This window comes from Paenibacillus xylanilyticus, assembly GCF_047246825.1.
Classification (GTDB): domain Bacteria; phylum Bacillota; class Bacilli; order Paenibacillales; family Paenibacillaceae; genus Paenibacillus; species Paenibacillus xylanilyticus_B.
In genome coordinates, this window is record NZ_JBFOLB010000001.1 from 3,201,517 (window position 1) to 3,221,680 (window position 20,164).

The 20,164-nt window shown below is 38.7% G+C and carries 22 protein-coding genes; 3 read left to right on the forward strand and 19 right to left on the reverse strand.

Features of this window, described 5'->3' with window-relative positions:
• Positions 1–15 precede the first annotated feature (15 nt).
• The 10 genes from brxC to AB3N00_RS14255 all read right to left on the reverse strand — a co-directional run bounded on the left by brxC (position 16) and on the right by AB3N00_RS14255 (position 10,023).
• Positions 16–3,582, reverse strand: a complete 3,567-nt coding sequence (gene brxC, locus AB3N00_RS14210) for a BREX system P-loop protein BrxC (protein ID WP_274359496.1) — start codon at positions 3,580–3,582, stop codon at positions 16–18.
• Between the two features lie 18 nt (positions 3,583–3,600).
• Complete coding sequence (locus AB3N00_RS14215; RefSeq protein ID WP_274359495.1) at positions 3,601–4,167, reverse strand: DUF1788 domain-containing protein; 567 nt, start codon at positions 4,165–4,167, stop codon at positions 3,601–3,603.
• A 3-nt stretch (positions 4,168–4,170) separates the two neighbouring features.
• Complete coding sequence (locus AB3N00_RS14220) at positions 4,171–4,770, reverse strand: DUF1819 family protein (RefSeq protein ID WP_274359494.1); 600 nt, start codon at positions 4,768–4,770, stop codon at positions 4,171–4,173.
• A gap of 3 nt (positions 4,771–4,773) precedes the next feature.
• Entirely contained in the window at positions 4,774–5,064 is a 291-nt protein-coding gene (locus tag AB3N00_RS14225) for a TIGR04540 family protein (protein ID WP_249281071.1), read from the reverse strand.
• Between the two features lie 107 nt (positions 5,065–5,171).
• Positions 5,172–6,116 (reverse strand): hypothetical protein, encoded by a 945-nt coding sequence (locus AB3N00_RS14230; protein WP_413035084.1) that lies wholly within the window; start codon positions 6,114–6,116, stop codon positions 5,172–5,174.
• 62 nt (positions 6,117–6,178) lie between these two features.
• Positions 6,179–6,685, reverse strand: coding sequence for a helix-turn-helix domain-containing protein (locus tag AB3N00_RS14235; RefSeq protein WP_095288522.1), 507 nt, complete (start codon positions 6,683–6,685; stop codon positions 6,179–6,181).
• A 510-nt stretch (positions 6,686–7,195) separates the two neighbouring features.
• Positions 7,196–8,125 (reverse strand): PD-(D/E)XK nuclease family protein, encoded by a 930-nt coding sequence (locus tag AB3N00_RS14240; protein ID WP_274359492.1) that lies wholly within the window; start codon positions 8,123–8,125, stop codon positions 7,196–7,198.
• Between the two features lie 604 nt (positions 8,126–8,729).
• On the reverse strand, positions 8,730–9,176 hold the full coding sequence (locus AB3N00_RS14245) for a hypothetical protein (protein WP_413035085.1): 447 nt from the start codon (positions 9,174–9,176) through the stop codon (positions 8,730–8,732).
• 314 nt (positions 9,177–9,490) lie between these two features.
• Positions 9,491–9,853, reverse strand: a complete 363-nt coding sequence (locus tag AB3N00_RS14250) for a hypothetical protein (RefSeq protein WP_274359490.1) — start codon at positions 9,851–9,853, stop codon at positions 9,491–9,493.
• A gap of 20 nt (positions 9,854–9,873) precedes the next feature.
• Entirely contained in the window at positions 9,874–10,023 is a 150-nt protein-coding gene (locus AB3N00_RS14255; RefSeq protein ID WP_413035086.1) for a hypothetical protein, read from the reverse strand.
• A 1,052-nt stretch (positions 10,024–11,075) separates the two neighbouring features.
• Between AB3N00_RS14255 and AB3N00_RS14260 the strand changes: the two genes are divergently transcribed.
• A complete protein-coding gene (locus tag AB3N00_RS14260) occupies positions 11,076–11,354 on the forward strand; it encodes a hypothetical protein (protein ID WP_274359487.1) in 279 nt (92 codons plus the stop codon).
• A gap of 39 nt (positions 11,355–11,393) precedes the next feature.
• Positions 11,394–11,741 (forward strand): hypothetical protein, encoded by a 348-nt coding sequence (locus AB3N00_RS14265; RefSeq protein ID WP_274359485.1) that lies wholly within the window; start codon positions 11,394–11,396, stop codon positions 11,739–11,741.
• Positions 11,742–11,937: 196 nt separating this feature from the next.
• Here the strand turns inward: AB3N00_RS14265 and AB3N00_RS14270 are convergent, their stop codons facing one another.
• From AB3N00_RS14270 to AB3N00_RS14310, 9 genes are all read right to left on the reverse strand, one after another.
• A complete protein-coding gene (locus AB3N00_RS14270; RefSeq protein WP_274359959.1) occupies positions 11,938–12,210 on the reverse strand; it encodes a CPCC family cysteine-rich protein in 273 nt (90 codons plus the stop codon).
• A 196-nt stretch (positions 12,211–12,406) separates the two neighbouring features.
• Positions 12,407–12,979 carry a hypothetical protein gene (locus tag AB3N00_RS14275; RefSeq protein WP_274359484.1) on the reverse strand — a complete coding sequence of 191 codons (573 nt, stop codon included), beginning with the start codon at positions 12,977–12,979 and terminating at the stop codon, positions 12,407–12,409.
• Between the two features lie 331 nt (positions 12,980–13,310).
• Positions 13,311–13,937, reverse strand: coding sequence for a DUF1643 domain-containing protein (locus tag AB3N00_RS14280; protein ID WP_274359483.1), 627 nt, complete (start codon positions 13,935–13,937; stop codon positions 13,311–13,313).
• Between the two features lie 434 nt (positions 13,938–14,371).
• A complete protein-coding gene (locus tag AB3N00_RS14285; RefSeq protein ID WP_274359482.1) occupies positions 14,372–14,998 on the reverse strand; it encodes a MarR family transcriptional regulator in 627 nt (208 codons plus the stop codon).
• Positions 14,999–15,593: 595 nt separating this feature from the next.
• Positions 15,594–16,346 carry a hypothetical protein gene (locus AB3N00_RS14290; RefSeq protein ID WP_153976912.1) on the reverse strand — a complete coding sequence of 251 codons (753 nt, stop codon included), beginning with the start codon at positions 16,344–16,346 and terminating at the stop codon, positions 15,594–15,596.
• Positions 16,347–16,560: 214 nt separating this feature from the next.
• Positions 16,561–17,487, reverse strand: a complete 927-nt coding sequence (locus AB3N00_RS14295; protein WP_274359480.1) for a hypothetical protein — start codon at positions 17,485–17,487, stop codon at positions 16,561–16,563.
• Between the two features lie 248 nt (positions 17,488–17,735).
• A complete protein-coding gene (locus AB3N00_RS14300) occupies positions 17,736–17,960 on the reverse strand; it encodes a hypothetical protein (protein WP_274359479.1) in 225 nt (74 codons plus the stop codon).
• 42 nt (positions 17,961–18,002) lie between these two features.
• The gene (locus tag AB3N00_RS14305; protein ID WP_274359478.1) at positions 18,003–18,359 is read right to left on the reverse strand and encodes a hypothetical protein; all 357 of its coding nucleotides are present in this window, start codon (positions 18,357–18,359) and stop codon (positions 18,003–18,005) included.
• A gap of 296 nt (positions 18,360–18,655) precedes the next feature.
• Positions 18,656–19,363, reverse strand: coding sequence for a Fic family protein (locus AB3N00_RS14310; protein ID WP_413035087.1), 708 nt, complete (start codon positions 19,361–19,363; stop codon positions 18,656–18,658).
• Positions 19,364–19,556: 193 nt separating this feature from the next.
• Between AB3N00_RS14310 and AB3N00_RS14315 the strand changes: the two genes are divergently transcribed.
• Positions 19,557–19,862, forward strand: coding sequence for a hypothetical protein (locus AB3N00_RS14315; protein ID WP_251582657.1), 306 nt, complete (start codon positions 19,557–19,559; stop codon positions 19,860–19,862).
• Positions 19,863–20,164: the final 302 nt, after the last annotated feature.

Sequence of the window (20,164 nt, forward strand, 5' to 3'; positions counted from 1 at the left end):
CCACGGCATTTTGCATTAATCAATAAACTCAATTTGTTTGTTGCTCTTAATAATCTGCTTCAGTTTTGCTGACAATGTGTCCAGCAACATATCTACATCTGCTTCCGTCTTCAGTGTTTTGGTAGAAAGTAATGTGTTCACCTTTACACATTCCCGCTGAGGAGTTGCCTTCACTACAACATTAGCTTTACCTCCTCCGCCACCTATAACTGGTGGTTCAACTTGTTGTTTTTCCTCAAACTCACGAATTTCACGATTAATAATGAGTTCTTGTTTGTCTTTGAAGGTTGTGCTTTGTGTTATTGTCGCATCCACCTTAAAGATGTCCACAAGTTCATTCATACTATTGAACAAGTTTTCATAGTAAGCTTGGATTCGTTCTTTTGTCTCTTCAAACACCCCATCTTCATTCGCACGCAATGTCAGATGATTCAAATCCAATTGAATAACACTTTTCGCCGCTACTTTCTTCTCCTCAAGCACCGTTTGAATTTGTTCATCAATTTTATTCACAAGTTCAGGAATATCCTTGATTTTTCGATAAGGCTGTACTTCTGTTAATATCTCTTGCAGTTTATCTGCAAAACCCTTGATCTCGTCACCCGATAAATAAACATCGTTTTCTTGGTATTTCTCAATTGCATGGAGTCCTTTGTCAAAAATTTCTTTTTGGGAAGCAAAGAAGCTTTTTACATACGTAACGTCTTCTTCCCAATCCAGAAGATTATCTTCCAGATCACGAAGTTTCGTGAAAAATGAGACGTTATCTAAGCCTTTCGTAAACTCCCCGAAATATTCAAGTCCACGATCCAAGAGACTACCGCCTGGATACTTTCTTCCTTCGTAACGGTTTTTGAGTGCTTTAATCTCGATTATTTGTTGATCAATCAGGTGACGAATATCCTTGATCAGACCATCCTCATCATCAGCAACATCCGTTTTGTTGAACACTTGCTTACAGATGTTCTTCGCAACTTTCAATAATGACTCGGCAACGATAACCCTCTTTACAACAATAACCTTATCAATCTCGCTTGTTTTGGTCAAAGCGTTGACGGTATTACCGTCTTCAGGTTCCAAATACTCGGAATTGAGACGTAAGCGAATTCGTTGCTCCTTCATCAACTCTGCTATCAAACCAGAAATATCGAGTTCCTTCCACCCATAAGGTTTATCCTTAAAACGATCCAATAACCCCTTGACCCTAACTTGTTTCTGGATGCTATCCTGCAAGCTAATAAAGTCCATGACTTCTTTTATTGCCAGCTCATTTGCATTCGACGATCCACCATCAATGGTCAATTGCTCATTATTTCTTCTCAAAATCGAGATGAGATTCTTTTCTGATTCCAAGAAGTTCTTCACATATCCAAGTTTCGTATACACATTTTCGACCAATGAAAGGAATCCAGCGTTAATTCGCTCTTTCACCGTTGAACCCTTGATCTCAGCTTTATTACCATTGATGTAGAATAAGCCGTCTTTGATGGCTTCCTCCAGCATATCTCGCACTCTGCGTCTGCGATCAATAGCCTCATCCCTTTTATTGTTCAAGATGTTCTGAATGTTACCTGGAAGTTGATTCAGATTTTTCTTCTTCCGATACTCATCAATCTTGAGAGCTTCCTCCATTTCCTCCACATATGCTCCATTCGCACCCATCTTTAGAATCATCTCACCAGTTCCAGAAGACATGAGCATCAATTCTTGTTCTGATTTGGCATAGTGATCCGACAGCGGCGAAAGAATATTAATGCCAATACTTGATGTTTGATTTCCGATATTCTTCTCATCCATCTTCTGATTGTATGGGAATTGGTATTGTGCCGAGTAACGATATCTCTTGTCATCGTATAAGTCCTGATAGATATAATTGGCAAGCTCCCGCTTGATGACATCCTCTTCAATCTTCATTGCTTTGATCTCACGGTTAATATCCTGCTCATCATCCGTCAAGAACAAGTAGAACTCACCGTTTTTCTGAATAAGCGTTTGGGATATCAGTTTTCGGAGTGAAACCTTAATTTTATCCTTTAAAGCCAACTTATCTTCATCGATCTGTGTAACCATGAGCGTAGCAACATTGTCGATATTCGCAGGAAGCTCTTTAATATACTTAATCATGAACAACACTTTAAGCAGATCCATGTTAAACGGATCGTCTTTTAATACTGGATTCTCATATGCACCTTCAATAACCCTTGCGATTGTAGGGGTTAGGAACTCCTTAATTGTATCGTAGAAAGCATAAAACGGGATGAGTGTACCCTCTTCAGCATCCTTAAACCGCAATCCAGCTTCCTTGAATGCAGAGAGCATGGAACGCTCTCCTTCTGACAAGTGCTTGCCAGAACTACCGTGTTTACGAACTTGTTCGAAAACGTTCTGGAGGAGCTTGAATTGGTATGGAAGGAATGGGTATACATCAGCAAACTCCAGATCATTTTCAAAGCCACGCAAATCCGCTGTGCTATCCTTAAAGCTCATAAGGTTCTTGAGTGTTGCACTCTTCTCATGATGAAGTAGTTTCAATTTATCAGCAACATGTTCCTTCTTATCAAGGATCCGCTTTTTTATTACCTCATCAACCGATATGGAGGAGAGTGACAATCTCGTATCGAATCTTCCTTGAATACGGGAGAAGTCATCACCCTTCACCTTAACAATACTATCAATGCTCTCCTGCGAAGTAACCATGATCCATACTTTACCCTGACAATGCGTTCCGAGATCCTCCGCCAACGTTTGCAAGTTAAGCATCAGTTGTCTACTGTCACCTATGTATTGACCAATCTCATCGACCAGGAAAATGAGGTGGAAGTTGCTCCCCTTCTGAGCAATGTACTCTTTTACGTCCTTCGAAAATTTTTCGATGCTAATCTCAAAGTTATTAACACCATTCTCGAACCAGTTACGAGCCGTCTCCTCGGACATGGAAGTAACCTTGTTTAAGGCTCCAATTACATAGTCAGCATCAAAATAGAAGGTGTTTCTGCGGTCAACCCATTCTTCGCCTGCCGCCACTTTAAACTCACGTTTAAAGTCCTCATACACACCTTCTTTGGTCAGGTACTTCTCCATCTCGGCCACACCAGGGATATCCCCATAAAAGCCCATATGCTCGTAGAAGACTTTCGTGAATACCCGAAGGATCGCATCCTCTTTCGACTTGTTATCCAAAGAGCTTTTCGAATCGATGTTAAATAAAATGACCTCAGTTTCTACATTTGCCGTTCTCTTCATATTAGCGTAAATGAGTTCATCTTGAATTTTATCAGCAAAGAAATCCACAGCTCTCTTATCCTTTGCCTTTTTATTTTCAAGCAAGTATGCAAGGATCTTCAAAAAATGTGACTTACCCGAACCAAAGAAGCCCGAAATCCAAACGCCCATTTTATCTGTATTTCCATCAATACCTTGCTGATAATTTTCATAGAATTTGGATAAGTGCTTATTAAGTTCTCGTGTCACGACATATTCATCAAGTTCCTGATATATGTTATCTTCATCGGTTTGAGCAACCTTTATTACGCCTTTAATGCTACGTTCAATGTCTTTTACAAACATGTCTTTAATTTGCACAAGTCTTCCCCCTCGAAATTAATCCACTAAACGAAATGCTCTATAATAGTTATCGTCTTTGAAGCGATCAAATAAGCGTAATGATAATCCATCGTATTTCCCTGGGAAAAACATAATGACAGGAGTTTTATCCAGCACCTCTTGAAGATTGTTAAGAATATTGTGGGAACGTACGAATGGATACACCTTTCCAACACCAGTAATGAGCACAACATTATTATCGGCCAATTGTTCCTTTATCTTTTGAAGAAACACTTCAGGTTTTGCAAAGTTAGCCATCGCTTTAAACAAGGCATCCTTGCCCTGTTTTTCTTCCATTTGAGGAATTCGGTCATAGATCCGTTTCTCTTTGGCAATCTCAATGAGCATCTTATATAAATCGAACTCAATGAGTTTGCGTCCAGAACCTTCGTGACTGAACTCCTTCAATACGTGAGGGATATAATCTCGAACCAGCAGTTCGTTCTCAGGCTCGTAATCAAACACATAGAAGCTAATTTCGTTTCCCAAGCCTCTGCCCTCAATGAACTTATCTTCCCTGATCTTCGGTATTATTTTATCAAGCCTACTTTTAATATTCGCCATACGCTATACCTCACCCATTGCTCGAACATAAGCAATGTCTCCGATTTGGATCAAATGTTGTTTCAACTGTTCATCCATCATAATCCTGCTTAACTCGCCTGTCCTCTTGTCCTTCAACACACCTGACTCAAGTAAGATTCGTTGGATGACATTCTTTAGCTTCGTAACGGTTTGTTCCGTCCATCCAGCAATACCTTCGTCTTGCTCCGCTTTAGAGTTAAAATAAAGATTAAGATCCTTCTTCTCCAATAAATAGGTATTCGATTCAAGCTTCTCACGAATGACCTCATTCATGAATTCATAAAAGAGCCTGTCTGTTTTCATTATGGCATAAAGGTTGATAATCTTTCCCGACTCCAGCGAATGCTCCAGCACCAACCGACATAATGTATCATCGAGAATGCTTGTCCTCCGTATTACCGACGGTATGCTTCTTTTAAGGCTTGCACTGACCTGATACTGAAATAAGTTCTCTGATAGTACCTTTTCCCTTATCTCTTGCTCATTTAAGCCCTGCACTTTAAGACTTACGACCTGCTTGAACTCGAAAAATAGGAATGAAGCCCCTGTTAATGTAGCACTATATTCTAATTCTGTAGACATAACTCAACTCCCTGCTTTTACAACAATAGTATTTTGATCCTTCATCATTCCAGTCATTAATAGTACCCGTTCGATAACCTCCAATCGTCGCTTCCCGCATTGTTGTTTAAGTATCGTTGTAAACTGTTCTTGCTTTATAATCTTGTTCGGGTTGTTTATGTACATATTCGACACACTCTGCATTAGCGAATCTTCGCTTACGGTATTATCCCAATAAGCATCAACGATCTCGTTTAACGCCGTAGCGAGTTCCCTCTGAGTTTTATAAAAAAGTTTCAGTTCCAAATTAACCACCTCGCACAAAATCTGCTTATACTTCATTATTACTCTACTCTTACTTTTTTATTATACAGGATCATCCCAAAAAGAAAAACCGCTTGTTAAGCGGTTTGATGACAACATTATTTCCCCCAATACAATTCTGGTCCCATCACCTTTAGCATCCTTTCAAGTATATTGGCCAACCTTCTGATAGTATCGTCCAGTTCATCTTGCGGGTGAAATCCTAATCCTATTTTTCGATCCTTCGCAACGAGTACAGGGTGTATATTTGCCTGAAGCTCTTGAATCTTACTCTCGTATGAGTGATACAACTCCGCCTGAGATTGATCAAAATGCAGATAAATCGATGCCTGTCCATATTTATTATGAGCACTCAATTTGAAATTAACACCATTGCGACCACCTCCAAGTGAGAGCTGACAATCGTGACTATTATGCTTCTTAGCTTTCCATACATTGGTTAAGTGGGGTACGTATCCCCTTAGCTTTTCAAGCATGTATTGCTTCACATCCTCCGTCCGCTTAAAATCATACTTTGTCTTCACTATTATCCGCCCAGTATGAGTTGACGGAACTTGTGAATAAGAGTCATACAGTTCCAGTGGCGGATACGCCGAATCTCTTATGCAATGTAGTTTTCCCCACACTTCAAGCTTGTGTAGCTTGTTAAGATCACTTGCCCACAATATGGCTTGTTCATGTAAACGCAAGGCGTAAAAATCGATGTACTTGTGTTTATGACTCTTCATGTATGATCTAACTCGTTGAAGATAACCCTCATTGAATCCTGAAGCAATCCAGATGATTGTTCCCTCCGATGTTCCATCTAATATTTCAAGCACTTTCTCTAAGTGACGTTGATCAGATTGGTTAACTTGAGATTCAATAAATATCGGCAATCTCCGAGATACATTTATCGCATACAAATCCACTTTGCGTCTGCCAATCGGAACCTCTGCCTCTGCAAGCTCTAACTTTTGTCCAATGAGATCCTCCAGGTATTCGGGATACTTTAGGAGAAAAAGGGTTAGAATAAACTCTTTCTCGGATCCGTTTTTACTCATTCAACATCACTCTCCATCATTTTAGAAAGGGAAGACAACGCCTTCCCTCCCTTACTCATCCTTTATATAGCCGATTTAAACTCATCCAGCATTTCAGACAGCATGTACAATTCCTTCACTTTACTTCCAGCATCCCATTGGCAATTAACCAGAAACTCGTTAATCGTTATCAGAATGGAACGTGCTTCTTTGCTTAGTGCTTGGTCGTTTAAGGCAAAGTTACTTTGGATCAGCACGTCTGAAATTGATGGCTGTCCTTGCTCTTTGTCGTCTGTCTTTTGGAAGATAGTCGCCATTAGGACGGAATACGGGATCTCAAGGCTCTCTGCCAATGAAAATACAACGGGTAAGCTTGGTGATGTTTTTTCACCTCGTTCAAGTCTGTTGATGTACGAGCTTGACACTTGGCTCATTTCCTCCAGTTGCTTCAAGGATAGATCTTTTACTTTCATTCTGTAGTGCCGAATCAAGATTCCGAAGCTCTCCGAAATTGCATACCCTCCTACGTGGTTGCCTTCCTCAATTGCTAAACCTGAAGCTGTATTGTCTTTCTTTTTGTCATCTACCATTCTTAAATGGCTCCTTTCTGCTTTTCCTCGTAGTGAGAATCCTTTGTTCTGTAGAACCTTTTATCATAAGCATTGACCTGCGTTTCAATAACACTTGAAGCATCAGTTATCTAAATTTTGATGAGTGCAGACGATGTTGTCTTTGTACGTTTAACAAATGAATTACCAGTTGAAGAATGGCAATCTCCTTTGGTGTTTATATCAACAATTCATTTATTGAGACATTGTTTTTATCAATTACTCAAGGGACAATACAGTAACATCTTAGCTGTTGTCTTACGACAACAGAATTCAATCATCTTGGAGTATTAGGCAACATTTGAATTCCTGATTTCAATGAAAATCTCTTGGGAAATCTACTCCAGAATTCTGATCAAAACTAAAAGTTGTACTGAATTTCATCCTGCTTCCTTATAGAAGGTAAATTAGATACAACTTTTTCATTCAGGGATTGATGCAATAACATTCAGGTTTACAAAAGCGAACGTCCAGATACAACTTTTAGAATGCTCACGCTTTCCCACACAGCTCCCTAAACTGACAGCTCCTACACGTTGGCTCGTACTTTGTCTGCTCAAACGCCTCCATTTCGAGCGGCACATTATTCTGAATATCCTGTAAGTAAGACTGCATCCAATCGATGCTGGTATGAATGAGATAATCAATATTTTCAAAATCGTAGCGTTTTGGGGCGAATGAAACAAATGAACCATCGTTTAGATACTCGTTCCGAAGCTCAATCTGATCCTCAGTGCCGATCTGGAATGATTCTTTTACGAACTTGGCATAAAGGGCGAGCTGTGTTCGATCATTTTCACTTCTCTTGCCAGTCTTGAAATCAGTTATCACATACTTTCCATTCCCCAAGTCCCTGTACAAAAGATCCATTACGATCCAAACCTTAACGCCCCTAACTTCAATAAATCTAAACCGTTCTGACGCTATCAACTCCGTATCTTTCCGCCGTTGAAACAAGTCATTAACCGTATTGCAGGAAATTAGATTGTGAACTATATCAGGCAATCTTTGTTGATAATCCGAAATTGCTTCAAGCGATAATTCACCATCAAAATAGATTTCAGACAAAATCGAATAATCACTCGGCATCTCTAACCATAGATTCTGGCGGTACTTTGAATCACAATAAGATTTGTTCAAGTCTGAGCGTATATTCGCCATAATCTCAAGCTGTAGAGGCAGTTCCTTCAGTTCATCTAATGAATTTACAATTCGATGTATTTGTTCGTGCACTGAAGAGCCGAAGACCATTGCCAGTGATTGCAGATTCTTCAGTCTCCAAGCATGCTTTTGGAGGTTGAACGCATTCCTTCGTCTTCCAATGGGAGAGGCATAGTAACTGAAGTAGTAGCGACGGGCACACTCGGATAACGTCTTATGGCGGCTCAAACTCCATGAGAACTCAGGATATTTTATATTCACTGCCCTCACTCCCCCTCGCATACTGTTTACATTCAAAATAAAGCACGCCCTGTCATGATTTGGTTCCATATAACCTAAAATTCATTTCAAATACTCATTCCTATACCGTTCTCATCACAACGATATAAAAAAAGCACGCTCTCCATTTCTGATACTGGAGGCATGCTTCTGAATATTACTGAATATATTATTGTCTCGTGTGACTCGGTACTGCATATAGATCTCCACCCCTTTATAAGAACTTACGTTCGGTTTAATTATAACAAGCATTCGAGACGTAAACAATGCTTGTCTAAATGAAATCTCACACACCGTATCGACTGAGGGGAAATATTAATCAGTAAAATAGTGGAGTCAGGGATTAGTTACTAAGGTTTCACCCACAGGCTAATCTGTTTGATACTGTGTATAAATACAGTCACTTCTTCATTTGATTAGAATTGTTCACAATTGATCGTACATCTTCATACCTGTTTCATACATCCTCATAACTTTATCTTAACTTATACATAAAGGAATGAAGCGTTCCCACATAAATACATCTCCACTTGTTCATAACTGTTATGAATGTCTTATGCATATGGTCATAATATCTGCATAACTACTAATCCAGTTCCCCAAAATTCCTCTCATCCTGGATTTTTTGTCTAAGGTTGGCTAAGTCGCCTTTCCTTTTCCTCCAGTACATTCCGTATGCCAAGAGATCTTTCTGAAACTCTTTAAGCTCATATTTTCCCACCTTACTTTCAATCATGCTTTCTTCGATTCCAAGTACCTTAACGATCTCGTGCTTTACAGGGCTTCTCTCCATCTCATGAAATAGAGCTGAAATGCCCTGATCAAATATGGATTGAATCCCAAGCTCCTCACGCCTCTTATAGAAATCGTGAAATACTACTCTGTTCCGTAAGATATGCAGATTGAGTAGCCGCCTCGCTCTATGGTGATCTCTTTTAGCCAAGTCAATAATCTCTGCTAAGCTCATTCCCCCAAACAAATGCATTTGAAGATCATCCATATATTGATTGAAGAAATCCTCATCCCACTTCAACATTCCAGCCCCCAATCTGTATAAAAAAAGCCGCCAATCACATCGAATATCCTGGCGGTTTCAACTCTACGCATATTATAACATTGTTTATTTTATCCCTGTCTGTGTTCTCAGCTTCTATAAGATCCTTCAATATGCTCCTTGACTCCGCATACAATATCTCAAGAAAGTGTCGTATCCCCATATTATATACCAAGCAGACAGTAAGACGATCCCTATCGATTCCATCAGGATTAAAGGGCTACTCCGTCCCACAATTCCCATTTATGCTCACCGCTCGTATGGATGTCCCAAGGTTCTCCGTCTAATTCCTGTTACTCAAGCTCTGGCACAAGATCACTCACTTTACTCCCCATACCATTATCCCCTCTCGTCATTTTGCTGGCATCCTCAGATGGTGTTTGACTATCTTCTCGATTCCTCTTCATCTGCTCCATATGCTGTTGATGAATCAAATTTAGCATTAACATGCAATCATCTCGTGTCGGTTTTGTTGTATATATGACATCGTTGATTTGATCAACCAAATCCAGGTCATTTATCTCCCGCAACATCTTGAAATACTCTGCCTTTAGCTGGTCAAAGTAATGATCCATAAATCTTTGGATAGCCTTCGTCATGCCGTATGCCTGTCCCAACTCCCAACTGATTTCATCCTTAATTAATCGTTTACCCATGCATTCTTCCCTCCTACCCTTCAAAAATAATTCATAACCTCTCTGATAACGACCCTGCCAGTTTTCTTATCTCCATAGATTGCCTGATTATATTGAAGCAGAATCAGAAACTCATCATCGTCCAAATCCATAACAGCATCTCTGACAGCCTTCTTTTGTTCATCTGTCATCACAACTATATATACAATTAGCAACTGTCTACCCACTTTATAACCATGCGTTCTACCTCTCCCCCGTCCTTAAATCATCATCGTTTTAAAGTAGTAGCCGATTATAACTCCTGCCGAAAGCATGGTTAGATCCGCCACCGCCATAATCACAGTATTCTGTATAAATTGCCGCTCCTTCAATCTCCCCAACACGAATTTCAACGATTTCACCTCCGTAATGTTGCTTACAAAACTCCATTAAAAACAAAACCACTTAGCCGCCATTCGACTAAGTGGTTCATTCGATTCTTATTGAGTTATTTTTAAATACACTACTACGCATCGGAGTCATTCCCGATCACCTCCCCTATACTATTCCATTGTAAATACTAATCTGGAAATGGGGGATAGTCAATAAAAATGTAATATTGTTACTGTTATAACCTTATTGCTTTTTGAATCCATCACTGCATTCAAATCAGCCTCTATTTTGCAACAAAATACATACAGCACTATGGCTTTCAAGTATATGTTTGATTGAATTAGACTGGCACAGCCATACCTAATAACGAAGCCCCTTTCTTCGTACTCACCTTATCTTCGAACATTTTCTTATCAACTTCGAAATTCTTGACGGATTTCCCACAAAACCTTTGCCAACTGACATTTAGATCTCGATTGCCTTCCTCTCTTCATTATACTGGCATTGAACAACACAGAATTCGAACAAAACATGACCTAAAATGAGCTTCTATACGCTTACGCTTAATCTACTATAAGTAAAAAGACGGCTATTAGTATTTTTTTCCAATCAATCAGTTCCCAAAAAATTTCAAGGGGGGTGCAACCTGAACCTCATTTCATCGTTTAATATGGTACTACTATTACAGAAAGGTAAAATACCCATGGTGGAAATTTTTGAATCAATCAAGGCAGAGAAGTGGTCAAACCTAATTCGACCAATGCTCTCTACTTATCATTTGATGATTAATTATCATAGTTAAGTAAGTGCATAAGATACTATAGAGGGCAATTACGACCCTTTACTACACTTAGAGGGGGGGGGGAACACCATGAAGACAATTACTATAAAAACTGACGACAGTAAGTATTATTATTTTGCTTCTCAAGCATTAGCAGACAAGGGATATAAGGAGATCGGTAAGGTTAAATACAACCGAAAATTCAGGACCATTTCCACAGACCTTTACGAAAAAGACGGCAAACTATATGCCTTCAGAGAAATGTACCACTACAACACGACAGTTTACTCTATTAAGTTGGGACTTGTACACACATTAAAAGGAGAATATGAGATCGTAGAGGATACTACCTCTTCTGAAATAAGATGAGAACCATCAAAAAAAAAAAAAAATCAAAGGAGATTCAAAATGAATAACAAAATTGAACTTAATGCCTGGAGAAATCATTGCTTACAAAATCAAGCAAAAGTGGATAATGATCGTATGAAATATATGTACGGCGATAACAGGGAAGGACTTGTAGCAGTGCTTACAATTATCAATCATCTTGAATTAGCAAGTATCGAAGCTCTGCGGGAGGAAATTAAGGAACAGAAGAAGGCATTAGAAACAGGCTTCGACAGCGATGGGGAACCGTCCTGTGATGATGAGCTTTATCCATGGAAAGATCACTTAGTTTGTAGGGAAGGAGTATTTATATGGGATTGGGACTCCGATGACTACGTACTGATCAGGGAAATCCCGAGGAGAGGATAAGCATAACGATTGCCGCTCTAAATCATTCAAATGAGTCTCATCCATTTCGAAATATCTCTCGACTCTCTCCTGGTGCTTGGAAACAGAAATCCATAGTAGCTCCCTACTGCTTTTTTTGAATTCCTATGTTATAGCGAGAGGGCGGGGAGAAATAAATACGATGGGGTTAGAGAAATTCGTAGTAGCGTGCATATCATTACCTATTGACCTCAAATGGTTTCCATTTAAGGTCCCGAACATCATCAATACTTGGAGCACGTACAAGGTCAAGCATGCATTCATCACAAGCTCCAAACTCAATATAGTTTTTTTGAGCTTGTCTTAGCGATGTGCTTCCGTTAGCTCCTCCGTTTGCGTCAAGGTCATTCCAGCAAGCAGGGTCATCCTGCCACCAGCAAATGGAGCAAATATCATGAATCTCACTTTCTAAAGTAATGTATCCACAGCAACGACAAGTATAATTAGATATCTTACTCACCTCAAATTATAAAAGTTGAAGGAATGACCCACCTGTATCGGAAACCTCCATACTTTCTGAAGGTAATAAGCCTTTGATCGGTCCAATTCATCGACGTCAATTCGGAAAATATCTTTGTCGTTGACTTATTCGATAGATGTGTGATTCTCTTTTTCCCCATAGGTGCGATCTTAGCTCGCATCGTATCTCACTCCCCTATTCTTGATTGAATTTCCCGCAACTCCTCAATTAAGACTTTCCAAGCCTTAATTTCCATACCTTCGTCCATTAAATCTAACTCTTCATCAGTTAAATGCCCATATAACTCCCAAAATCCTCCTAAAAACATTTCCTCATACTCAGCAATTCGTTCTTCGATCTCAAGAAGGTATTCTTCTTGGGTTTGTGTTTTCAACTTTTTATCCTGATACTCTTTCTGCATCAGAATTCCATAAACAGAATCCTTCGCAAGTTCAATCGCATATCGAGGAATCATTCGATTATAAACAGTTAGTCCACATTGTCGGATGTATTTTTTCAAACTCATCTCTGATAACCCAAGCTCATGCATTACTTGCTCCATCGTCAGGTATGTCTTTAATCCTTCAATTTCTTCTATACGGCAAAGAGTAATTTGTTTGATATACTTATGATCACGCTCACCCAACTGCAACATACGAGAAGCAATAAGCCGACGCCTACGTTCATCTCTCCTTCTAAGGTATTCATTAGCAGAAGCTCGATCATGAATGTCTATTAATTGCTGGATCTCGTCAGTCAATTCCCTTCCCTCCTCGTTTCCTTCTCAAATAACAATCAAGAACCAGATATTTATGATTTCTCAACAGACATAATGCTTCTTGCGTCATTTCTAATTCTCTTTGTCCTATCTTTCTTGTCTGCATTTCGTGTTTCAAATCCTTTTTAGGTTTCCGATTTACCTTAGCCATCATCTTTGTCCTCGTTTAAAATGAAGTTTTATAAAAAAGTGCCCAGTCATCCATGACCGAGCACCTATCACTTTCCATATGAGAATAATATATCGCATTTAGCCAGTCAACAAAAATTTGGATGTTGTTACAATGTAAACCATATCAACACAAATGATTATTTCAATCCTCCATTACATCCTTGTGAAAATCATAATCGGATCCTGTAACTGGATCATATCCATCTGGACTCTTCAATTTACTGTTCATAATAGTGGGCACTAACGAAATGACTTTCTGAGGTGCATGCAATTTTCTCAAATAATCGTCTGTTGAATATAAAGTCAGGGATTCGATGCTATGACTCATGCGGGAGGGATGTCTTGGATGACCTGATTTAGCTATACCCAAGCAGTGTAGTTGGTGTCCCTTGGAGGTGAGAAGTCTCGCAACTTTATTATGCCGTTGATTGATAAAATGCTTTTCTCCCCAAGAAACAATAATTGTCGTTGCTCTACTTGCGGCTTCAAGAATGAATTTATCGTTCTCATCACCAATTGGATCGTGCACGAATTTGAGCTGATTTGGATCTGTTGAAATGATAGCATATAGATTAACGATTTCTAACGATCCAAAGCCAAACTTTTTGGCAAAATAAAGACACTGTTTAGAGGTTTGGTCCTCCTCTTCATGACTTGCCGTGCTGGGATTTAACATGACGTATAACAACCTCGGCAAAGAAGCATCCCACTCACGAGATAGCAAATATCTGTACTTCTTTGTTAGATCAAATACCGCATCCATCTTCATTCGTATCACTCCCTTATAAAAGCTTTTATTTAGAAGAATAATATTCCAGTAGTTTACCGCATTAAAGTGTTGTGCGGTACCTGACTTGGATGGTTAACATCAATTAATATGACGAATATGCATCTCAGTGAAGATGATCCTCGTATATCGATGCTTTGTTGTATTTAGTACGTTGGATGCAATCTATCTTATGTATGAGGCTTCCGCATGATGACTGCCAATCAATCATTAGAATAGTGCAAAGCGAAGGCGTTAATTGTAATCTTGAACGTAAAACGACTGTAAAGAAACATACGCAATCTGCAAAATACCAAGCATAGAAGGGAATCGGTGTCATACCTCTGGGATTGTCTGACATGGTGAATTACAAATCAACTTGATATTTTGAACAATCTTTTATAGATATTTATTTATGCAGAACTGAAGAAGGAGCATTAATTTTCACTTTCATCGATATTACCCTGCTCATCAATGAATATTGCTGTAATTCCAGTTCGCTTCTTTGCTAACAGTGGAAGCCTACCCCAAAGATTACGGAACTGCCTCACATCGGGTAATGCAATACTATATTTTGCATTCGGATCATCCATTCGTTGAAGCGTTTCAGCCAGTACACCAAGAAAGTAATTCACGTTCATCGCACTCAAGGATCCTAACCCTTTGACCTCAATAATCCATCTTTCTGTTCCTTTATTGGCATAGATATCGATTCCAGGCGTCTTCCCCCAAGCTATTTGGGTTTCCCAACCGTTTGCTTGTAAGTAGTCCTTCAAAATCTGCTTGAGATTATCTTCTTTAAATACCGAGAATTCCACCGTCATCTGCTTTGCCTTAACGACTGGAGTTGGCACAGAATGCATGCCCTCAGTCACTAAGTAGTTGCCGATTAATCCATCTCTACGATTTTCCCTTTTGATCAACCCTTTGCCTTCCAAAGCCCTGCATGCCTGGTTTACTGCCTGCTGAGGCTCATTTAAACCCAATATCCCATTCGCAATTTCACGATCGGTCAAGCCATCCTTGTCTTTCAGATAACTGATGATCTTATCCTTTAAAGTCATGTCCCCACTCTCCCTACTCCAGTTATTCCCTATCGTTCTATTATAGGCTACCTCCATAATCTCCGTAAATAATTGGGGGTTGTGACTTAGTTTGTGATTGGTATTAATCAACGCTTACCTATCATATACTCAATTTCCCGATCCACTGTTATTCCTGCCATCTCATACCATCATTTATGGAAAACCACGACGAATTTCTGCATAATAACCATCAAATACAATATTATTTTTCTCTCCCAAGCCGATGAACTTTGACTCCACTCTGTATTTAATCCCTTCATGCAACTACATCAGGCATGGACTTTCACTACACACCGCACATGACCCCTGAAATTTCAAGTAACAATTAAGACAGAGCGACCCTATATCATGCGTCATGTGATTGAACAACTTCTCAGCCTCTTTCGAGCAAAAAGTACAGCATTTCATAATCTCTATCCTCCAATTTGTCTCGGAAACGCAAAAAGACCGCAACATCCCCTTATGAAAGGAGAACTGCGGTGCTTCTGACAAACCCGAACATTATATGATGTTAGAAATAGTATAGTTTAGATCTGGTTAAGGTACAAGTATTTCTTTTATCTACAAATGCAGTCTAAAAGGAAAGTATCATGAATACAATGTCCATTTCATTTTCATAGGCTTGACCACCATAGAGTGTTACAAACGAAATGTCAGTAGGATTGAACTTTTCCGCCTCAGCATGAAGTTTAATTGTTAAATCTTCGATTATTCTACTAAAGTCATTTTTATAACCAATCATTAGCTTGTTTAATGACGTATAATTGGGGGTATCAGAAGCAATAAATCGATACTTTTCTGAACGATGCTTTCGAGGACAGTTGACTGCAAGAATTGCATGAAAGTCAACGATGCCTGCGTGCCCCCTTCTGGCATCACACATTTTCTTAATGTCAGAAGCTAATCCCCCACCATTTTTGTACTTCCATATACTATCACTTGCTTCGTATCCTAAAATAAACGGAGAATATGCATTTTTGATTTCTATTAATGTGTGAGGAATGTATTGATGGTTGTGATACCCTTGCTCAACCGATTTCTCTTTTAATATTGCCACATCAAATGATGGATTTCCATCACATTGCCCCCACTTCTTTGCCTTCCATTCTGGGGTCACTATATAGTTATAGTGCTGAATATCTTGTTGAATTAGGTAGGATAACTTATCCCTAAATAAAAATTCATTCTTTTTTCTAAATAATAGTATTGCTAATTCATCTCTTTGGAAATTAGCCTCAAATTTCATTATCTTATTAACAATAAAGCCGTGGTCAAATCTTAAATTAATCTCTGATTGGGAATAACCTATTCCATCAGTTATCTCCATAAGAAAATCCCCTCCATGTAAAGTGAAGTCTCCAGATATATTATCTTTATTGCATCTTTAATCATGGTCCCAACTTCTTTTAATATCCTGCTGTCACCCCTCATGATAAGGATTCATGCATATTATCCGCTGAAGCAAACTTGACGTAATGGAGTGCAGACTTGTAACAGTCCAGCAACTACATTTCTCACTTTCTATATTTTTCGTCCGACATTCAGAAATGATTAATTACGTATTGATTTGCATAATCATCTAATTCCTGAAAAGTTCTTATATCTCTATTTTCTAATAGCTTAGTGTATTTTGAATTGACATATTTAAAAAAACTCTGTTTAGATGCTGTATAAATCGCTTTTAGGGAACCATTCTGAACATCGTCAAGGATACAATCATCAACATTTTTTAAGAATTTTAATGCCTCGTAGCGTTCAACCTTTCTTCCGTTTAAAAAGGTGAGAATGTATAGGATATCCCCACTCGTGATACGCTCTGTACGGTTTAATTTGGGTTTCTCCAACTTTTCTTCTGTTTCCTTTGCAATGCCCCCATCATAAGATAAAATATCCCCCAATCGATCCATGTGTTTGCAATGGTTAATAAGCATTAAGGATTGTATTAAATGAGCATTTTTATCAAACGATTCTTTAAGTTTCATATCCACGTTTTCTGGATGCATCAATTGAAGATATACCTTCAACTTAATCATTTCATGTACTACATCCATTGGGTCGTCGTTTCCTTGCGGTGAGTAAATCATAAACTCGTCCTTATACGAAACAACTCCTAAGCCGACTTCCGCCGCTAAATCATAATCGATACCACCCTTAATCTTATAAAACTTAACATTGTCTCTGACTACATTTTGAGTTGGAGCCACCCACATTAAATCCTTTTCTTTACCCTGTTCTTTAATAACATTCTTGGCTTGCTCCAAAAAACCAGTGCTACTTTTGAATATTTTATTGCTTGTGCTCCCAAGAAAGCCACCCAATGAAAATGTATCAAATTCGTTGTCCATCACTATCATTGATACAATATCGAAATCGATATCTTTCACCAAACCAGATGCATCAATAATGGAATCCATATATTGTGCCAATAGACCCGTTTCATTTTTCCTGTAGTAACTTAATTCTCTCATACAAAGCTCTCCATTCTATGTAATACCTGACGTTATGAACGAATTATATATCCACATTTATGGTTTGTACAGGCATGTATCAGTGGTTTCTTTTCACACGCTTTTTTTATGTTTTTTTAACGAATTGGTGAACAAAACCCACTTCCAACGTGATATCAAAAAGACAAAGGACCCGCCTCAGCGAGTCCTCAGCCATGTGAAATTCGGGCATCCCAACCTCCCCCTTGGCTTCTGCTTTTCTCACATCTTTAAAACCGTATCTTTTTTATTCCCATTTCCACCGCCTCTTTTACTTGTTTTGCAAAGCGAATATTGTCGGGACCGTTTGAAAATTGCTCACCACATTTAGAGCAAATATAAAGGGGAACTTCAATCACGGTAATTATTATTTTGCCGACCCTACCACGCTCATTAACGAAGTACAGAAATGATTGCTCACCGCAGATACATTTTGATAGTGCTTCTCTCAGCATTTAATCGGGCACATCCCTAACAATCAAAGATTTACGTAATACTCATTTGATATACATCGAATAGATGTCCAAGATACATTCCAGTCCAAAATGCGCCTCTTCTGCTTCTGGGCTTCTTTCGCTTTTTACCGAAGAAATTGTCGACGACTTTACACCTTCTCTCGTTGTTAGTAAGTAGTCCTCAGCAAAATTAAATGTCTGATTGATCTGCACAATATAAGCATTGTATTCCGATTTATCTATATTTCCCCCGCCCTGAAGCATTAGTTGATTAATAGCTCTCCTGGGTATATTCGTTAATTTTGAAAACGTTAACCTTGAGTAACCCTTTTGCCGCATAAATGCTAATAGGCACTCTTTAACGGTTTGCTGATGATCATAATAATTAACCATAGACATCGCTCCTCTCCTTATATTCAGTATCCCGTTGCTTCCTACTTTCATGTTTCTTCAAGGACGACATATCTACCTTTAAGCCAGATATGGATAAGTGAGAAGCTATAATTGTCGTCGTCTTGACTTGTCTGCAAATAAATCCTCTCGGCTCAATCATGAATTGTTTCAACTCATCTTCACTTAACGGACCTCCTATCTTATATTTCTCCATCTACTGTGCAATTCTGCGTATGCTGTATTGCGGCAGGCACTTCGGTCTTGGGACCGCATATATACCATCATCGAAATCATCGTCAAAATTATCTTCCTTTTTTTCCATTAGTCTCTCCACCTCTCTCTTTGGAAAGAGAATTTAGGAATGCATTATATCGCTGTTGCTCTTTATCTATAGTTGCTTTAGCGTACACAGCAAATCCTTCTGCATCTTGATTATCGAGAAAATGAAAATACTCTTGCTTGTGCTCTTTTATAATAACAAGGGGCAAAATTTGATTTTGCAAAAACTGATGCATCATAATTAATCTACCCGTTCGTCCATTCCCATATGGATGAATTCGTTCAAATTCAATATGACTGGAACAGATTGAGAAAATAATATCATCAGGTGATTTCACTTGTTTAATCTGGTTGTTTAGCTCTTGAACCCATTGATACATAAGGGACGATATTTCTTTTGGAGAGGCAGTAGAGAATTTCTCTCCTACAAATGCATTATGTTCTGATTTGAATTGTCCTTGTTCATGGTGAAGTCTATCCATTAGAATCGAATGAATGTCTTGGATTAATGATATCGTAAGTTCTTGATCGATATTATCAAAAATGAACTTAAAAGCTAACCGATGATTTTCTATTTCGTAAAATTCACGAACTGAAATTTTGCCAGGAATCACTCGATAAAGTAGGATGGAAATAGCTTCACTTAGCGTGATGGTGTTGCTCTCTATTGCACATGAATGATGTGTCATACGCACTAAAATGTCGTCCAAATAATCTTTTGGAAGATGCATCATTAATCCCCCATTTCTAAAAAAGCTTGGAGACTTGCTTGTTATGAACATACACAAGCAAGTTGGTTTCGTCAATAAAAACTGGATTTGGTTACAAATATAACCACATAGAAAATAAATCCGAACCCCACCTTGCTTTTTGATTGAAATAACATACATAATCTAACCAATCAAACATAGGGAGTGAAAACGGTTGGAGAAGTTGACCGATCTTGACGGCTTAACAAAAGAATTTGCTCGGGCCATAAAGTCAGTGAAAAATACAGACGAGACAGGCGAGCCGAGTTCGGAGGAGATTCAGAGGGCAACGATTATTTTTATCGACGACACCAAGCTATTTGTTAACGAACATCTTAATGAGGGTTTTTCGTATGATTGGGTTTCAATAGATGGGAAGGCGTTGTTTCATCATGACCATGAGAGTAACACGCCGAATTATAATTATAGGGATTTGCACTCGATCGTAAAGGGGATTATAACTTTCCACCATTTAATGTGAGAATGGTCACGACTGGCAAATGGTCTGAGAATTCGGGAGATGAATCGAGTAAGAAATAGAATTAATAGAAAAGCCGAGTGAAATCAGGTAAATAACTGATTCAGCTCGGCTCTTGAATTCGATATAGGCTAAGTAACGGATTCATTTCATTCGGATTATTCAATGTCTAATTCGTTATCAAAATCATTCAACAACAGATCGCATTCATACGTATGGAAGATCCCTGGCAGTTCGGAAGTTCAATTCGTCTATTCGTGTATCTTTGTATTATCGTAAATACTTCAATATGAACATCAGGACTA

Bases quoted from the DNA above. Each gene is read 5' to 3' on its own strand.
- AB3N00_RS14215 (WP_274359495.1), bottom strand. From the start codon at position 4,167: ATGGCGAATATTAAAAGTAGGCTTGATAAAATAATACCGAAGATCAGG.
- AB3N00_RS14220 (WP_274359494.1), bottom strand. From the start codon at position 4,770: ATGTCTACAGAATTAGAATATAGTGCTACATTAACAGGGGCTTCATTC.
- AB3N00_RS14230 (WP_413035084.1), bottom strand. From the start codon at position 6,116: ATGAGTAAAAACGGATCCGAGAAAGAGTTTATTCTAACCCTTTTTCTC.
- AB3N00_RS14235 (WP_095288522.1), bottom strand. From the start codon at position 6,685: ATGGTAGATGACAAAAAGAAAGACAATACAGCTTCAGGTTTAGCAATT.
- AB3N00_RS14250 (WP_274359490.1), bottom strand. From the start codon at position 9,853: ATGGGTAAACGATTAATTAAGGATGAAATCAGTTGGGAGTTGGGACAG.
- AB3N00_RS14255 (WP_413035086.1), bottom strand. From the start codon at position 10,023: ATGACAGATGAACAAAAGAAGGCTGTCAGAGATGCTGTTATGGATTTG.
- AB3N00_RS14260 (WP_274359487.1), top strand. From the start codon at position 11,076: ATGAAGACAATTACTATAAAAACTGACGACAGTAAGTATTATTATTTT.
- AB3N00_RS14265 (WP_274359485.1), top strand. From the start codon at position 11,394: ATGAATAACAAAATTGAACTTAATGCCTGGAGAAATCATTGCTTACAA.
- AB3N00_RS14280 (WP_274359483.1), bottom strand. From the start codon at position 13,937: ATGAAGATGGATGCGGTATTTGATCTAACAAAGAAGTACAGATATTTG.
- AB3N00_RS14285 (WP_274359482.1), bottom strand. From the start codon at position 14,998: ATGACTTTAAAGGATAAGATCATCAGTTATCTGAAAGACAAGGATGGC.
- AB3N00_RS14290 (WP_153976912.1), bottom strand. From the start codon at position 16,346: ATGGAGATAACTGATGGAATAGGTTATTCCCAATCAGAGATTAATTTA.
- AB3N00_RS14295 (WP_274359480.1), bottom strand. From the start codon at position 17,487: ATGAGAGAATTAAGTTACTACAGGAAAAATGAAACGGGTCTATTGGCA.
- AB3N00_RS14300 (WP_274359479.1), bottom strand. From the start codon at position 17,960: ATGCTGAGAGAAGCACTATCAAAATGTATCTGCGGTGAGCAATCATTT.
- AB3N00_RS14305 (WP_274359478.1), bottom strand. From the start codon at position 18,359: ATGTCTATGGTTAATTATTATGATCATCAGCAAACCGTTAAAGAGTGC.
- AB3N00_RS14310 (WP_413035087.1), bottom strand. From the start codon at position 19,363: ATGCATCTTCCAAAAGATTATTTGGACGACATTTTAGTGCGTATGACA.